This window comes from Amycolatopsis nivea (assembly GCF_004522235.1).
Taxonomy (GTDB): domain Bacteria; phylum Actinomycetota; class Actinomycetes; order Mycobacteriales; family Pseudonocardiaceae; genus Amycolatopsis; species Amycolatopsis nivea.
The window spans coordinates 201,907-217,392 of sequence record NZ_SDLT01000010.1 but is presented as its reverse complement, the minus strand read 5'-3'; the positions used below and the strand labels follow the sequence as shown (position 1 = coordinate 217,392).

Annotated in this window: 14 protein-coding genes; 8 read left to right on the top strand and 6 right to left on the bottom strand. The window is 69.8% G+C overall.

The features are described 5' to 3' along the window. Positions 1–28: 28 nt before the first annotated feature. The 3 genes from EIZ44_RS14985 to EIZ44_RS14975 are packed head-to-tail and all read right to left on the bottom strand — an operon-like array spanning position 29 to position 2,108. A complete protein-coding gene (locus tag EIZ44_RS14985) occupies positions 29–412 on the bottom strand; it encodes a RidA family protein (RefSeq protein WP_043828490.1) in 384 nt (127 codons plus the stop codon). Next, complete coding sequence (locus EIZ44_RS14980) at positions 412–1,170, bottom strand: IclR family transcriptional regulator (protein WP_037818158.1); 759 nt, start codon at positions 1,168–1,170, stop codon at positions 412–414. Before EIZ44_RS14980 ends, EIZ44_RS14985 begins: the two co-directional genes overlap by 1 nt. Beyond that, the gene (locus EIZ44_RS14975; protein ID WP_238608317.1) at positions 1,167–2,108 is read right to left on the bottom strand and encodes a sugar kinase; all 942 of its coding nucleotides are present in this window, start codon (positions 2,106–2,108) and stop codon (positions 1,167–1,169) included. The genes EIZ44_RS14980 and EIZ44_RS14975 overlap by 4 nt, the downstream gene beginning before the upstream one ends. Positions 2,109–2,258: 150 nt before the next feature. On the opposite strand from EIZ44_RS14975, the gene EIZ44_RS14970 reads away from it, so the two are divergent. From EIZ44_RS14970 to EIZ44_RS14935, 8 genes are all read left to right on the top strand, one after another. Then, entirely contained in the window at positions 2,259–3,557 is a 1,299-nt protein-coding gene (locus EIZ44_RS14970) for an amino acid deaminase (protein ID WP_134729167.1), read from the top strand. After that, positions 3,557–5,152 (top strand): N-acyl-D-amino-acid deacylase family protein, encoded by a 1,596-nt coding sequence (locus EIZ44_RS14965; protein WP_134729165.1) that lies wholly within the window; start codon positions 3,557–3,559, stop codon positions 5,150–5,152. Before EIZ44_RS14970 ends, EIZ44_RS14965 begins: the two co-directional genes overlap by 1 nt. Beyond that, positions 5,149–6,540, top strand: coding sequence for a GntP family permease (locus tag EIZ44_RS14960; RefSeq protein ID WP_037818154.1), 1,392 nt, complete (start codon positions 5,149–5,151; stop codon positions 6,538–6,540). Before EIZ44_RS14965 ends, EIZ44_RS14960 begins: the two co-directional genes overlap by 4 nt. Positions 6,541–6,571: 31 nt before the next feature. Beyond that, positions 6,572–7,705 carry a lactonase family protein gene (locus EIZ44_RS14955; RefSeq protein WP_037818238.1) on the top strand — a complete coding sequence of 378 codons (1,134 nt, stop codon included), beginning with the start codon at positions 6,572–6,574 and terminating at the stop codon, positions 7,703–7,705. A gap of 74 nt (positions 7,706–7,779) precedes the next feature. Beyond that, positions 7,780–9,063 carry an extracellular solute-binding protein gene (locus EIZ44_RS14950; RefSeq protein ID WP_134729163.1) on the top strand — a complete coding sequence of 428 codons (1,284 nt, stop codon included), beginning with the start codon at positions 7,780–7,782 and terminating at the stop codon, positions 9,061–9,063. 3 nt (positions 9,064–9,066) lie between these two features. Then, positions 9,067–9,987, top strand: a complete 921-nt coding sequence (locus tag EIZ44_RS14945) for a carbohydrate ABC transporter permease (RefSeq protein ID WP_037818152.1) — start codon at positions 9,067–9,069, stop codon at positions 9,985–9,987. After that, positions 9,978–10,832: a carbohydrate ABC transporter permease gene (locus EIZ44_RS14940; protein WP_037818151.1), complete on the top strand. Its 855-nt coding sequence runs from the start codon at positions 9,978–9,980 to the stop codon at positions 10,830–10,832. Before EIZ44_RS14945 ends, EIZ44_RS14940 begins: the two co-directional genes overlap by 10 nt. A gap of 2 nt (positions 10,833–10,834) precedes the next feature. Further along, a complete protein-coding gene (locus EIZ44_RS14935; protein ID WP_134729161.1) occupies positions 10,835–12,220 on the top strand; it encodes a beta-N-acetylhexosaminidase in 1,386 nt (461 codons plus the stop codon). 72 nt (positions 12,221–12,292) lie between these two features. Here the strand turns inward: EIZ44_RS14935 and EIZ44_RS14930 are convergent, their stop codons facing one another. The 3 genes from EIZ44_RS14930 to EIZ44_RS14920 form a co-directional block, all read right to left on the bottom strand. Beyond that, positions 12,293–13,060: an SDR family NAD(P)-dependent oxidoreductase gene (locus EIZ44_RS14930; RefSeq protein ID WP_134729159.1), complete on the bottom strand. Its 768-nt coding sequence runs from the start codon at positions 13,058–13,060 to the stop codon at positions 12,293–12,295. A 97-nt stretch (positions 13,061–13,157) separates the two neighbouring features. Then, a complete protein-coding gene (locus tag EIZ44_RS14925; protein WP_037818149.1) occupies positions 13,158–13,826 on the bottom strand; it encodes a response regulator in 669 nt (222 codons plus the stop codon). Further along, positions 13,823–15,427, bottom strand: coding sequence for a sensor histidine kinase (locus EIZ44_RS14920; protein ID WP_167754128.1), 1,605 nt, complete (start codon positions 15,425–15,427; stop codon positions 13,823–13,825). The genes EIZ44_RS14925 and EIZ44_RS14920 overlap by 4 nt, the downstream gene beginning before the upstream one ends. Positions 15,428–15,486: the final 59 nt, after the last annotated feature.

Below are 15,486 nucleotides of genomic sequence, written 5' to 3'. Positions count from 1 at the left end.
TCGGTGCTGCCGCTCACGAGAAACCGCATCAGTCGAGGACGGCGAGCACGTCGATCTCGACCAGGAGCCCGGCGGGCAGCCCGACGTACACCGTGGTGCGGGCCGCGTACGGGGCTTCGCCGATCAGTTCGTTGTAGACCTCGTTGAACGCCGCGAAGTGGCTGGTGTCGGTGAGGTACACGCGCACCATCACCGCGTCCGCGAAGCTCGAGCCCGCTTCTTCGAGCAGCGCGGTCAGGTTCTTGAACACCTGCCGGGTCTGGCTCACCACGTCGTCGCCGACGATCTCCCCGGTGGCCGGGTCGAACGCGACCGCGCCGGCGACCTGGAGGATGTTCCCCTTGCGGACGGCCTGCGAGAAGTTCGCCGGCGGCTTCGGCGCGTTCTCGCTGGTGATCGCCGTCTTGCCCATCATTGCCCCTTTCCGTTCCCCGTCCATCCACTGTGGACGGAAGCTTCCTCGGCGGCGGCCAGCAGCTCGGGCACGAGCGCCAGCAGCCCGTCGTAGTCCAGCAGCACCTTCGGCACCGACATCGACGCCGCGGCGAGCACCTCGCCGCCCGCGCCGCGCACCGGCGCGGAAATGCAGTGGATGAAGTCCTCGTGCTCGGCATTGTCCACCGCGTACCCGCGCTCAGCGACCTGGTCCAGTTCGGCCAGGTACGCCTCGGGCGTGGTGATGGTGTTGGCGGTGAGCACGACGTAGTCGATCGCGCGGGCGATCTCCTCGCGTTTCGCCCGCGGCATCGCGGCCACGAGAACCTTGCCGACCGCGGTGCAGTGCAACGGCGCGCGTTTGCCGACCCGCGAGTACATCCGGACCGCGTGATGTCCCTCGAACTTGTCGATGTACACCACCTCACCGTCCTCATAGGACGCGAGGTGCACGGTGTGCCCGGTGCGCGAGTTCAGCGCGGCGAGCGCTTCGTGCGAACTGCGCCGGACATCGCGGTCCTCCAGTGCCTGGTTGGCGAGGTCGAAAAGCGCGCTGCCGAGCCGGTAGTGCCGGGCTCCTTCGCGCCGCACGAAATGGTGCGATTCGAGCGTGCGCAGCAACCGCAGCACGGTCGTCTTGTGCACGCCGATCTCCTCGGCCAGCTCGTCGAGCGTCTTGCCGCCGCGGGCGAGACCGCTCAGCAGCGTCAGCGCGCGGTCGAGACTTTGGCTCACGTGACCACCACTCCCTCCCCGGTGAGCCGGACCGAACCCCAGCCGTCGGCGTCCGCCTGCACCAGTTTCGTCACGACGGCCTCGGCCAGCGGCACGCCGACGTCGTCTTGAGTCAACAGTGTCGCGGCAGCTTGCAGGTGCCCGCGACGGAGCCTCGTCAGGGGGTCGGCTCCGCGCAGAGTCGCGGCCAGGAATCCTGCGGCGAAGGCGTCGCCGGCACCGACCGGTTCGACGACATCAACCCGAAGCGCGGGCGAGAACAGCGGTTCGGCCGAGCCCTCGACGAGCGTCGCGCCGCGTTCCCCGTGCTTGACCACCAGCGTGCGCGGACCAGGCAGAAGCGCGCGCAGGCGCACCGGATCGCCGGTGCCCCACACACGTTCCGCCTCGTCGTCGCCGGTCAGCACCAGATCGGCCTTCCCGGCCAGTTCGGCGAGGACGGACTGGTCGCGTCCGGTCCACAGCGCGGGGCGGTGGTTGACGTCGAACGACACGAGCAGGTCGCCCCGCGGCCGGTCGAGCAGCGCGCGGACGAGCGCGAGGCAGCTGTCCGACAGCGCGGGCGTGATCCCGGACAGGTGCAGCACGCGAACACCGGAGAAGTCCAGCTGGGACACCAGTTCCGGGCCCATGCCGGACGCGGCGGAACCCGAGCGGTAGTAGCGGACCGGACTGCCGCCCGCGCCGCTTTCCTTCACGTACAGCCCGGTCGGCCTGGCCGGGTCGAAGACGACGCCGCGCACGTCCACGCCCGCCGAAGCGATCTCGCGGACGAGCGCGCGGCCGAACGGGTCGTCGCCGACCGCGCTGACCCATCCGCTCGGCACGCCGAGCGCGGGCAGGTGGCACGCGACGTTGGACTCCGCGCCGCCGATGGTGCGCAGCCAAGTGCGCACCTCGTCCGGCGGCCCGGGCTCGGCGGGCACGAACAACGCCATCGACTCGCCGATGCAGAGCACTTCGGGCGACCCGGTCGGACTGCTGGTCACTGACGTCCCTTCCCCGTTGACCTGTGGCGACCCGGATGCTACACCTATGCAACGCATTTTGCGCAACGTCCGTTGCAAGATACGCAACCGAGGTCCCAGATGAACAGCAACGCCGCTCTCACCGCCGCCGTCCGAGCCGGGCGCGGCGAACGGATCGACTGGCGCTTCCGCGCTCTCCCCCCGGCACTGTCCGGGCTCACTCTCGACGAAGCCGCGGCCCGCCGCGCGAAGCTCTTCGACGACGGCTTCTTCGGTCCGTTCGTGGTCCTCGACGCGGCCGCGATGGAGCACAACCTCGCCACCATGGCCCGCTGGTGCGCCGAACGCGGGATCGCGCTCGCGCCGCACGGCAAGACGACGATGGCTCCGGAGCTGTTCGCCCGGCAGCTGGAGCACGGCTCGTGGGGCATCACCGCGGCGAACGCCGGGCACGTGCGGATCTACCGCGCGTTCGGCGTGCCGCGGATCCTGCTGGCGAACCAGCTCGTGGACCCGTCCGCGCTGCGCTGGCTGGCCGGCGAGCTGGCGGCGGACCCGGATTTCGAGTTCGTCTGCTGGGTCGACTCGGTGCGCAGCGTCGAGCTCATGACCGAAGCGCTCGCGGGCGCCGAGCGGCCCGTCGACGTGCTGGTGGAGCTGGGCGGCGAAGGCGGCCGCACCGGTGTCCGCGACGCCGCGACCGCACTCGCCGTTGCCGAAGCGGCGGCGAAGAGCCCGGTATTGCGACTGCGCGGCACCGGCGGCTACGAAGGCGCGCTTTCGCACCACACCGACGACGCGGCCTTGGCGAAGATCAATTCCTATGTGGACAGTCTCCGCGACGCGACGATCGCCTTCGCGGAGAAGGGTTTGCTCGCCGACGGTCCGGTGTACGTCACCGCAGGCGGCAGCGCGTACTTCGACCGCGTCGTGGACGAGCTGACCAAGCCGTGGCCGGACGGGCTCGAAGTGGTCCCGATCCTGCGCAGCGGCGCGTACCTGACGCACGACGACGGCTTCTACCGCGAAATCTCGCCGCTCGGCGAGCACCCGCGCATCGCTGGCGTCGACAGCTTCCGTCCGGCATTGCACGCGTGGGCGCAGGTCACGTCGAAGCCGACGCCGGAGCTGGCGCTGCTCACCGCGGGCAAGCGCGACCTGCCGTACGACGAAGGCATGCCCGAGCCGCAGCTGCTGCGCAAGGACGGCGTGGTCACCGAGCTGACCGGGCACACCGTGCCGAAGCTCAACGACCAGCACGCGTTCCTCGAACTGCCCGCAGGGTCGCCGGTCGAGGTCGGCGACTGGATCCGGCTCGGGCTGTCGCATCCCTGCACGACGTTCGACAAGTGGTCGCTGCTGCCGGTCGTGGACAGCGACGGCGAGACAGTGGTCGATTTCGTGCGGACGTGGTTCTGATGGACCTCGTGATCCGCGGCGCTCGGGTCGCCGACGGAACCGGGGCCCCGCTGGAGATCCGCGACGTCGGGATCGACGGCGACCGCATCGCCGACGTCGCCGCGCCGGGGGACCTGACCGCGCCGCGCGTGCTCGACGCGACCGGGCTGGTCCTCTCCCCCGGGTTCATCGACATGCACTCGCATTCCGACCTGCAGGTGCTCGCCAACCCGGACCATCTGGCGAAGATCAGCCAGGGCGTGACCACCGAGGTACTGGGACAGGACGGTCTCTCCTACGCGCCGGTCAACGACGAAGTGCTCGCGAGCCTGCGCCAGCAATTGGCCGGATGGAACGACGACCCGACGGGCTTCGACTGGAACTGGCGTTCGGTCGGCGAGTACCTCGACCGGCTCGACCAGGGCATCGCGACGAACGCCGCGTACCTGGTCCCGCAGGGCACGGTGCGGATGCTGGTGGTGGGCTGGGAGGACCGGCCCGCCACGGACGCCGAGCTGGCCCGGATGCAGGAGCTCATCGCGACTGGGCTGTCCGAAGGCGCGTTCGGGCTGTCGTCCGGGCTGACCTACACGCCCGGGATGTACGCGACCACCGAGGAACTGGTCGAACTGTGCCGCGTGGTCGGCGAGCGCGGCGGCTACTACAGCCCGCACCACCGCAGCTACGGCGCGGGCGCGCTGGAGGCGTTCGCGGAGATGGTCGACGTCTCCCGCCGCTCTGGCTGTCCGCTGCACCTCGCGCACGCGACGATGAACTTCTCCGTCAACAAGGGCAAAGCACCGGATCTGTTGCGGCTGCTGGACAACGCCCTCGACGACGGCTGCGACATCACCCTCGACACGTACCCGTACCTGCCCGGCGCGACCTACCTGTCCGCGCTGCTGCCGAGCTGGTCCACCGAAGGCGGATTGGAGCCCACGCTCGCCCGACTGTCCGATCCGGACACTCGCGAACGCATCCGCGCCGAGATCGAAGAGTCCGGTTCGGACGGTGCGCACGGCGTGCCGATCGACTGGGACGCCATCGAAATCAACGGCGTGCGCCGCGAGGAGAACGCCGCGTTGGTGGGGCACAGCGTCCTCGCTTCCGCCCGCAAGAACGGGAAAACCCCGGCGGAGCTGTACTTCGACACGCTGATCGACGAAAAGCTCGGCACGTCCTGCCTCATGCACGTGGGACACGAGGAAAACGTGCAGGCCATCATGCGGCACCGCACGCACACCGGCGGCTCGGACGGCCTGCTGGTCGGCGCGCGGCCGCATCCCCGGGCGTGGGGCACCTTCCCGCGCTACCTCGCCCGCTACGTCCGCGAACTGGGCGTTCTCGAACTGGCCGACTGCGTCGCGCACCTCACCGGGCGCGCGGCACGGCGGCTGGGGCTGTCCGACCGGGGCCTCGTCCGCCCCGGGCACGCAGCCGATCTGGTGCTGTTCGACCCGGACACGGTCGCCGACACCGCGACGTTCGACAATCCGCGGCAGCCCGCCGCGGGTCTCTCCGCTGTCTTCGTCAACGGCGTCGCCGCGCTCGAAGACGGGTCCCCCACCGGCGCGCTCGCCGGGCATTCCCTTCGCCATCCCGGGAGTCGACGATGATCCACTGGCTGCAGACCAGCACCGCCGGTCTGCTCACGCTGGCCGCGGTGTCCATCGCGGTGCTGCTTTTCCTCATCATCAAGGTGAAGCTCGAACCGTTCATCGCCTTGATCGTGGTGGGCCTGCTCACCGCGCTGGCCGCGGGCGTGCCGGTGGGCACCCTGGTCGGCACCGCGCAGAAGACGTCCGATTCGCTGCTGGAGAAGGGTTTCGGCAGCATTCTCGGGCACATCGCGGCGATCATCGGGCTGGGCACGCTGCTCGGCTCGATCCTGGAGAAATCCGGCGGCGCGCGCGTGCTCACCGCGGCGCTGCTGCGCACGTTCGGCGAGAAACGCGCTCCGCTCGCGATGGGTCTTTCCGGCCTCATCTTCGGCATCCCGGTGTTCTTCGACATCGGCATTTTCGTGCTCGCGCCGCTGGTCTACGCCGCGGCGAAGCAGGGCGGCCGGTCGATCGTGCTGTACGCGATGCCGTTGCTGGCCGGGCTTTCCATCACGCACGCCTTCATCCCGCCGCACCCGGGACCGGTCGCCGCGGCCGGGCTGCTGCACGTGGATCTCGGCTGGCTGATCCTGATGGGCGCGGTCTGCGGCATCCCGGCCTGGTTCATCGGCGGCATCCTGTACTCGACGTGGATCGGCAAGCGCGTGAACGTGCCGCTGGCCGAGGACTTCGCGAAGCTCGCGGGCGAAGACGGCGAGCAGGACGGCCCCGCGCCGTCGCTCAAGCTGGTCGGCGGGATCATCGCGGTGCCGCTGGTGCTGATCCTGGTGGGCACGTTCGGCAGCATCCTGCTGCCCAAGGGGTCCACCGGCGCGGGCATCGCGGCGTTCCTCGGCACGCCGGCCATCGCGCTGACCATCGCGACCATCCTCGCGTCGTGGCTGCTCGGCCGCCGCCGCGGGATGAGCGGCACGGACCTCGCCCAGCTTTCCGCGAACGCGCTGCGCCCGGTCGCGATGATTCTTCTCGTGGTGGGTGCGGGTTCGTTCTTCGGAGCGGTGCTGTCCGCCACCGGCATCGGCAAGGCGGTGGCCGGTTCCCTAGGCGACGCCGGGCTTCCCGTGCTTTTGGCCGCGTACATCATCAGCTGCGGCATGCGCATCGCCCAGGGTTCCGCGACGGTCGCGATCGTGACCACGAGCGGCATCGTCGCGCCGACCGTGATGGAACTCCATTACTCGCAAGCACAATTGGCGCTCGTCGTGGTCGCGATCTCGGCCGGGTCGATCATCGCCTCGCACGTGAACGACGGCGGATTCTGGATCGTGTCCCGGTATTTCGGGCTGACCGTGACCCAGACCCTGAAAACCTGGACGGCTTTGGAAACAGTCCTTTCCTTGAGCGGTTTCGGTGTGGCAGCATTGGCGATGGCATTGGTCTGAACCACATCGGCACATGTTCCGGGGGTATTCGATGACCGAGATTTCCCGCCGCACGTTCGTCGGAGCAGTCGGCGCGGCCGGAGCCGCCGCCGTGGTGGGCGCACAGCTCGCCACGGCAGCGCCCCGGCCGCGCGCGGCCACGACGGTGTACGTCGGCAGCTACACCAACTCCTCGCCGGCCGGCCACGGACTGGACGTCACCCAGCGAGCGGCGGGAAGCCCCGCGCTCACGCCGGTGCGCACCGTCCCGAAGCTGACCGACGTCTCCTGGTTCGACCGGACTCGCGACGGCCGGATCCTGTACGTCACCAACGAAAACGAGGGCGCGGAGACCGGCACGGTGTCCGCGTTGGACATCTCCGACCCGACCCGGCCGAAGCTGCTCGGGTCGACGTCCTCGAAGGGCGGCTCGCCCACGCACCTTTCGGTGCACCCGAGCCAGAAGTACGTGCTGGCCGCGAACTACGATTCCGGCAGCGTCGTGGTGCTGCCGATCAAGTCCGGCGGCAAGCTCGGCGCGGCCACCGATCTGCAGCAGCACCAGGGCAAAGAGCCGCACGCGCACCAGGTCGTCACCGATCCGTCCGGCAAGTGGGTGCTCGCGGTCGACCTCGGCACCGACTCGGTGTACGTCTACTCGTTCGACACCGGCAAGGGAAAGCTGAAGCTGCACAAGCAGATCACCCTTCCGGCCGGTGCGGGACCGCGACATCTCGCGTTCCACCCGAACGGCAAATTCGCTTACGTAGCCCAGGAACTGCGGCCGGAGATCACCGTCGCCAGCTGGGACTCCGCCACCGGCACGTTCAAGCCGATCGCCGTGGTGCCCGCGGTTCCGCCGGGCAGCACCGGCGAACTGTTCCCCGGCGAAATCACCGTGTCGCGCGACGGGAAGTTCGTCTACGCCACCGTGCGCGGCCCCAACACCATCGCCACCTTCACCGTCGCCGACGGCGGGGCCGGGCTCACCCTGGTCTCCTCGGCGGCGTCCGGCGGCAACTGGCCGCGGCATCTCGCGCTGGACCCGGACGAGAAGTGGTTCTACGTCTCCAACCAGCGCTCCGGCACCGTCACCTGGCTGCCGCGCGACCCGGCCACCGGCCTGCCCGGCAAGTCCGCGGGCTCGCTCGCCGTGCCGAACGTCAACTCTGTCTTCTTCGTCTGAGAAAAACCGGGGCTGTCACGCCGCACAGCCCCGTCTTTCCCGGTCTCTGGCCGGTCCCGCGACAGGAGTCACCGATGAAGCTGCGTTCTGTCCTGCCCGCTGTCGCCACGCTGGCGTTGCTCGCCGCGTGCGCGCCCACCCAATCCGGCCCGGCCGCCGCCGGCGGAAACCAAACCGACGGCACGCTCAGAGTCTGGCTGTTCGACGAAGCGAACCGCGCGCCGAAGGAGGCCGCGGTCAAGGAAGCGATCACCGAATTCGAGGCCAGCCACGCCGGCGTGAAGGTCGACGTGCAGTGGGTTCCGGTCGAAGGCCGCGCGGACAAGTTCTCCGGCGCGTTCAACGACCCGTCCAACGCCCCCGACGTCGCCGAATTCGGCAACACCGACGTCTCCAGCTACGCGCAGACCGGCGCGTTGTCCGATCTCACCAAGGACATCGCGAACTGGTCGGACGGCAAGGACCTGCTTCCGTCCGTGGTCGACACCGCCAAGGCGAACGGCAAGATCTACGGCATCCCCTGGTACACCGGCATCCGCGCGTTGTACTACCGCACCGACGTCTTCGCCGAACTCGGCCTCAAGCCGCCGACGACGCTGGCGGAGCTGACCGAAGACGCGCGCAAGATCCGCGAGAAGAAGCCGGATCTGTACGGCATCGCGACCGGTGGCAAGTACACCTACGCGATGCTGCCGTTCATCTGGGCCAACGGCGGCGACCTGGCCAAACAGGACAACGGCAAGTGGTCGTCCACTGTGGACTCCGCGCAGGCCAAGGCAGGCGTCGCCGCGTACGCGAACCTGATCAAGGACGACATCTGCCCGCCGGCCGCCTGCGCCAACCTCACCGGCACGCAGAGCGTCACCGCGTTCGCCGGCGGCAAGGCGGGCATGGTGATCGGCGGCGACTTCAACCGCAAGGCCGTCGAAAAGGGCGCGGTGAAGGGCAAGTACGCGATCATGCCGCTGCCCGGCACCGCCCCGGGTTCGGTCGCGCCCGCGTTCGCCGGCGGCAACCTGCTCGGCGTGTTCGGCGCGAGCCAGCGCCACGGTCTCGCGGTGCAGTTCGCCGAACTGCTGGCCGGTGTGAAGTACCAGGAGAAGATGTACGCGGCGATGGGCAACCTGCCCACCCTCGCGTCGGTGCAGAAGAAGCTCGCCGCCAGCGACCCGACGTTGAAGGCGTTCGTGGACACCCTGAGCGCGGGCACCAAGTTCGTGCCGAGCACCCCGGCGTGGTCCAAGATCGACAGCCAGAACATCCTGCCCACCGCCGTGCAGCAGATCGCGACCGGCGGCAAGGACGCGAACGCCGCGCTGGCCGACGCCGCCGCGGCGATGAACAAGAACTTCGGCTGACCCGTGGCCGCAGTCCGTTCCGCGACCGTCCGCCGCGACGGCCGCGCAGCTCTTCTCTACCTGCTGCCGGCGGGCATCCTGCTCGCCGCGCTGCTGGTGTACCCGATTTACCAGCTGGTCGTGATCTCGCTCTACGACTACGGCCAGCCGCAGGCGGCGGGTGCGGCCCCGCTGGTGTTCCTCGGCCTCGACAACTACGCCAGCCTGCTGGCCGACGTCCAGTTCTGGACGGTGCTGGCCAAGACGGTCGGGTTCGCCGCGGCCTGCGTGATCGGCAGCCTGGTCGTCGGCACGGCGCTGGCCGTGCTGGCGAGCCGGGTCCGCGCGCTGCCGCGCATGCTGCTGTTCCTGGCGGCGCTCGGCGCGTGGGCGACCCCGGCGATCGCCGGCTCCTACGTCTGGCTGTTCCTCTTCGACACCGATTTCGGCCTGGTCAACGAGGTGCTCTCGGGCATCGGGTTCAGCGGGATGGAGCACCATTCCTGGACGTTCGGCACCTTCGGCACGTTCGGGCTGGTCGCCGCCGAGGTGATCTGGTGCTCGTTCCCGTTCGTGATGGTGACCATGTACGCCGGGATCAGCGGGGTGCCGAAGGAGACGCTGGAGGCCGCCGCGCTCGACGGCGCGTCGGTCTGGCGCACGACGCGGTCGGTGGTCCTGCCCGCGGTGCGGCCGTTGCTGACCATCGCGACCGTGCAGTCGATCATCTGGGACTTCAAGGTGTTCACCCAGATCTACGTGATGACCAACGGAGGCGGCATCGCGGGCCGGAACCTGATCCTCAACGTCTACGCCTACCAGCAGGCGTTCGCCGGGCAGGAGTACGGGCTCGGCTCGGCGATCGGGGTCGTGATGACCTTGCTGCTGCTGTCGATCACCGGGCTGTACGTCCGGTCCCAGCGCCGGAGTGCCGCATGGCTCTGAAAGTGCGCCGCCCCGCGCGGCTCGTCGCCGAAATCGTGACCGTGGTGATCGCCGGGATCGTCGCGTTCCCGCTGTACTGGATGGTGCTCTCGGCGTTCAAACCGGCGGGCGAAATCCAGTCGGCGCATCCGAAACCGTGGACCTTCTCGCCGTCGCTGGACAGTTTCCAGCGCGTGCTCACGGTGTCCGGGTTCGGCCGGTATTTCCTCAACAGCCTCGTGGTCGCGGTCGTCGTGGTGCTGCTGTCCCTGGTGTTCTCGTTCCTTTCCGCGGTGGCGCTCACCCGGTTCCGGTTCCGCGGCCGCGCGGTGCTGCTGGTGATGCTGCTGGTGGCGCAGATGGTGCCGGTGGAAGCGCTGACCATCCCGCTGTTCTTCCTGATGCGCTCGGTCGGCGGCACCGTGCCCGCGTTCGGGCTCAACGAACTGGGTTCGCTCGTCCTGGTGCACCTGGCGTTCAGCCTGCCGTTCGCGATCTGGATGCTGCGCGGGTTCGTCGCCGCGGTGCCCGCCGAACTGGAGGAAGCGGCCACTTTGGACGGTGCGTCGCGGATGCGGTTCACCTGGCAGATCCTGTTCCCGCTCGTCGCGCCCGGGCTCGTGGCGGTGAGCGTGCTCGCGTTCATCCACGCGTGGAACGACTTCCTGTTCGCCAAGACGTTCATCATCTCCAAGACCGAAAACCAGACTCTGCCGCAGGCGATCCTGGTGTTCTTCAAACCGGAGGACACCGACTGGGGCGCCGTGATGGCCTCGTCCACCCTGATGACGATTCCCGTGCTGGTGTTCTTCGTGCTGGTGCAACGGAAACTCATCGGCGGGACCGCCGGGGCCGTGAAGGGATGACCATGTCCGGTTTCGACACTCTCCTCCCCCGCCCGGTGTCCGAGGAAGCGGCGCCCGGCACCTGCCCGTGGCCCGCTCCGGTGGAGGTGCGCACCGCGGATCTGCCCGCCGAGGGCTACCGGCTGCGCATCGCGCCGGGCGGCGTCACGCTCGAAGCGGCCGACTCGGCGGGCGAGTTCTACGGTCGGCAAACCCTGCGCCAACTGGCCGGCCCGGACGCGTTCCGCGCCGTGTCAATCCACAATGGACCGGTTGAGCTGCCGTGCGGGACGATCACCGATCATCCGCGTTTCGCCTGGCGCGGCTGTCTTTACGACGTGTCCCGGCACTTCCGGACGAAGGCCGAGGTGCTGCGGTTCGTCGATCTGCTCGCCGCGCACAAGATGAACGTGCTGAACCTGCACCTCACCGACGACCAGGGCTGGCGGATCGAAACGCCGGAATTCCCCCGGCTCACGTCGGTCGGCGGCTGGCGGAAGTCGTCGATGGTCGGCCGGCACGACGGTCCGGAACGCGACGGACGCCCGCACGGCGGCTACTACACTGTGGACGATCTGCGCGAGATCGTCGCGTACGCCGCCGCGCGGGCGATCACCGTGGTGCCCGAAGTGGACATTCCCGGGCACGCCCGGGCCGCCATCACCGCGTACCCGGAACTCGGCCCGGCCAGCGACACCCCTTGGGAGGTCTGGACTTCCTGGGGCATCAGCACCTCGCTGCTGGATCCGTCGGAGTCCACTCTGGACTTCTTCCGCACCGTCTTCGACCACGTGCTGGACATCTTCCCGTCCCCGGTGATCGCGCTCGGCGGGGACGAGGTGCCCGGCGTCACCGAGGCGCACCACCGGTTCGTCCGGGCGATCGCCGACCATCTCGTCGCGCGCGGCCGCACGCCGATGGGCTGGGACGAGGTCCTCGACGGCGGCGATCTGCCGACGATGGTGATCGGCGTGTGGCAGGACCGCGAACGCGCCTCGCTGGCGGTGAAGAGCGGCCACGAGGTGGTGCTCTGCCCCGAGGACGGCGTGTACCTCGACCACCGGCAAAGTGACCATCCGGACGAACCGATCCCGGTCGGCTACCTCCAGGATCTCGAACACTTCTACGGTTTCGAGCCCGAATCCGGACCGCACGTGCGCGGCGTCCAGGCGCAGCTGTGGTCCGAACACCTGGACACCGTGCGGCGGACGGACTACGCGGCGTTCCCTCGCTTGTCGGCGTTCGCCGAGGTCGCGTGGAGCAGCGGACCGCGCGACTACGCGGAGTTTCTTCCCCGGCTTCGCGACCACCACCTGCCGCGGTTGGACGCGCTCGGCGTGGAGTACCGACCGCTCGACGGCCCGCATCCGTGGCAGACCCGGCCGGACGCGCCGGGACGGCCCCGCTGATCGCTGCGGCTTTCTATCCCCGCGAAGCGGCGGCTCGGCTTCGGCAAGTCCGAAGCCGAGCCGTATAGGCCGTTATACGCCAGCCGGGCCGAGGAACGTGCCGCCGGTCGCGTCGACGACCTGCCCGGTGACCCAGCGCGAGTCCGCCGAGGCCAGGAACGCCACCACGTCCGCGATGTCCGTCGCGTCGGCGACCCGCCGGAGCGCGGACGCGCCCGCCATCCCCGCCCGCATCCGCTCGTCGGCGAACATGTGCGCGGTGCGGTCGGTCGGCGTCGGACCAGGAGCCACCCCGTTCACCGTGATCCCCCGCTGGCCGAGTTCCTGCGCCAGACTGCGGGTGAACACGTCGAGCGCACCCTTCGTCATGCTGTACGCCAGCTCGAACGGCAGCGCGATGCGCGTGTCCGCGGACGAGACGTTGACGATCCGGCCGCCGTCCCGCAGCACCGGCAACAGCTTCTGCACCAAGAAAAACGGTGCTTTCACGTTCACCGCGAACACCCGGTCGAACTCGTCGGACGTCGCCGAGGTGATCGAACCGGCTCCGGTCGCCGCGTTGTTGACCAGGATGTCGAGCGCGACCTCGCCGGTGCGTTCGCGCAGTTCCGCCGAGAGCCGGTCGAGCAGCGTCTCCGCATCCCCGTCGACGCCCAGCGTCGTCTGCACCGCGAACGCCTGCCCGCCGTTCGCCTCGATCGCCGCGACGGTCTCCTTGGCTGCCGCTTCGTCGCTGCCGTAGTGCACCGCGACCAGCGCGCCGTCGTGCGCCAGCCGCGTCGCGATGGCCCGGCCGATGCCCTTGCCGCCCCCGGTGACCAGTGCGGTCTTCTGCGTCATTTCTTGCTCCCCTTGAGTGGTGTGAACTTCGATGTCCACACTTTCGGGGAGTCCGCTTACCGCGTGCGCACGAAGCGCTGACGGGTCCGGTCAGCGGTCAGCCAGGCTTGAGCCGGTACCAGACCTCCGGGCGTCCGACCTGCCCGTATCGCGGTTCGCGCTGGGCCAATCCGTTGTCCGCCAAGTACTCCAGGTACCGCCGCGCGGTGACCCGGGACGCCCCGATCGCGCTGGCCGCACCGCCGGCGGACAGCCCTTCGCCGGCCCCGGCCAGCGCGTCGGTGATCGCATCCAGCGTCTCCGCACTCATGCCTTTCGGCAGCGGCGCGGCCTCGGTGGTGCGCAGCGTGCCGAGCGCGCGGTCGATCTCCGCCTGCCCGGTGACCTCGCCGGACGCCTCGCGGAACGACGCGTAGCGCTCCAGCTTGTCCCGCAACGACGCGAAGGTGAACGGCTTGAGCAGGTACTGCACCACGCCGACCGAGACCGCGGCTTTGACCAGCGCGAGGTCGCGCGCGGAGGTCACCGCGATGACGTCGATCGGCAGCCCGGCCGCGCGCAGCGAACGGCAGACGGCGAGGCCGTGCGTGTCGGGCAGGTAGAAGTCCAGCAGGACCAGGTCGACCGGTTCGCGCTCGCAGAACCGCAGCGCCTCGCCGCCGGAATGCACCACGCCGGCGACGGCGAATCCCGGCAACCGCTCGACGTACAGCCGGTGCGCCTCGGCCGCCACCGGCTCGTCCTCCACCACCAGCACGCGGATCACGACGACACCTCCTGCCTCGGCAACCGTACGGTGAACACCGCGCCGCCGTCGCGTCCGACGTCGATGGTGCCGCCGTAGCGCCGGACCGCCTGCACGACCAGCGCCAACCCGAGACCGTGCTCGTCCCCCGCCTTGGTCGACCAGCCCCGGCGGAACATCTCCCCCACCGCTTCCTCCGGCACGCCCGGGCCGTTGTCCGCGACGCGCAGCAGCAGACCGTCCTCTTCGGACCGCGCGGTGACGACCACCGCCGGCCGCGCGCCGGATTCCCGCACCACCGCGTCGATTCCGTTGTCGATCAGGTTGCCGAGGATCGTGACCAGGTCCCGTCCGGCGACGCCGGGGCCGAGGTCGTCGATCATCGTGTCCGGCGTGATGGTGAACTCCACGCCGCGCTCGCTCGCCTCCGCGGCCTTGCCGAGCAGCAGCGCGGCCAGCACCGGTTCGGCGACCGCGGTCATCACGCGGTCGGTGAGCTCCTGCGCCAGCGCGAGTTCGGCGGTCGCGAACTCCACGGCGTCCTCGGGACGGCCGAGCTCCACCAGCGACACGACCGTGTGCAGCCGGTTCGCCGCTTCGTGCGCTTGCGACCGCAGGGCTTCGGCGAGGCTGCGCGCGGTGGTCAGCTCGCCGGTGAGGGTCTGGAGTTCGGTGTGGTCGCGCAGGATCACGACGGTGCCCTGCGCGCGTCCGCCGGAGCTGACGAGCGTCGTGCTCACGACCAGCACCCGCGAGTCCGTCAGGTGCAACTCCTCGGTGCGGTTTTCCGGCGCGGTGAACGCGGCTGTCAGCTCGGGCGACAGCCCCAGGTCTGCGAGCGGCTGACCGACCGGGTCGCCGGTCAGCCCGAGCAGGGTGCGGGCGCCGTCGTTGCACAACCCGACCCGGCCGTCGCGGTCCACCAGCAGCACACCCTCGCGGACCGAATGCAGCACCGCCTCGTGGTACTCGAACAGATTGCTCAGCTCCGCGGGCGCGATGCCGCGCGTCTGCCGCTTCAGCCGCGCGCTCACCAGCCAGCCCCCGCAGGCGCCCACCAGCAACACCGCCGCCGCGACGCCGAGCAGCGGCCAGACGCGTTCCTGCACCTCGGCCGAGATCGCCGCGATCGTGATGCCCACCGCGACGAGCGCGACCACCCGATGGTTCGCGTCGAACACCGGCACCACCACGCGCACCGACGGGCCGAGCGAACCGGTGTAGGTCTCGGACACGACACCGCCCTGCTGGGCCGCCTCGATGTGCCCGAGGAACCGCTGCCCGATCAACGCCGGATTCGGGTGCGTGTAACGGATTCCTTGCGGCGACATGATCGTCACGAAGTCCACGCGCGTGTCCACGAGCACCCGCTGCGCATACGGCTGCAGCGTCGCGGTCGGGTCCGCGGTGGCGGCCGCCCGAGCGACGTCGGGCGCGTCGGCGATCGAACGGGCCACCGCGAGCGACTGCTCCCCGGCCCGGTCGGTCGTCGTGCGCCGGGCGTCGAGATAGGCGATAGTGATGCCGCCGGAGACGAGCACGAGCAGGATCGCCAGCTGCAGCACCAGCAGCTGACGGGCCAGGCTCCAGCGGCTCGTCCGGATCCGAGGTGTCGGGGGCACCCGCTCATACCAGCACACGCACGGGTCCGGCAGCACTCCGGCGCCGCTGCCGGGAAGTC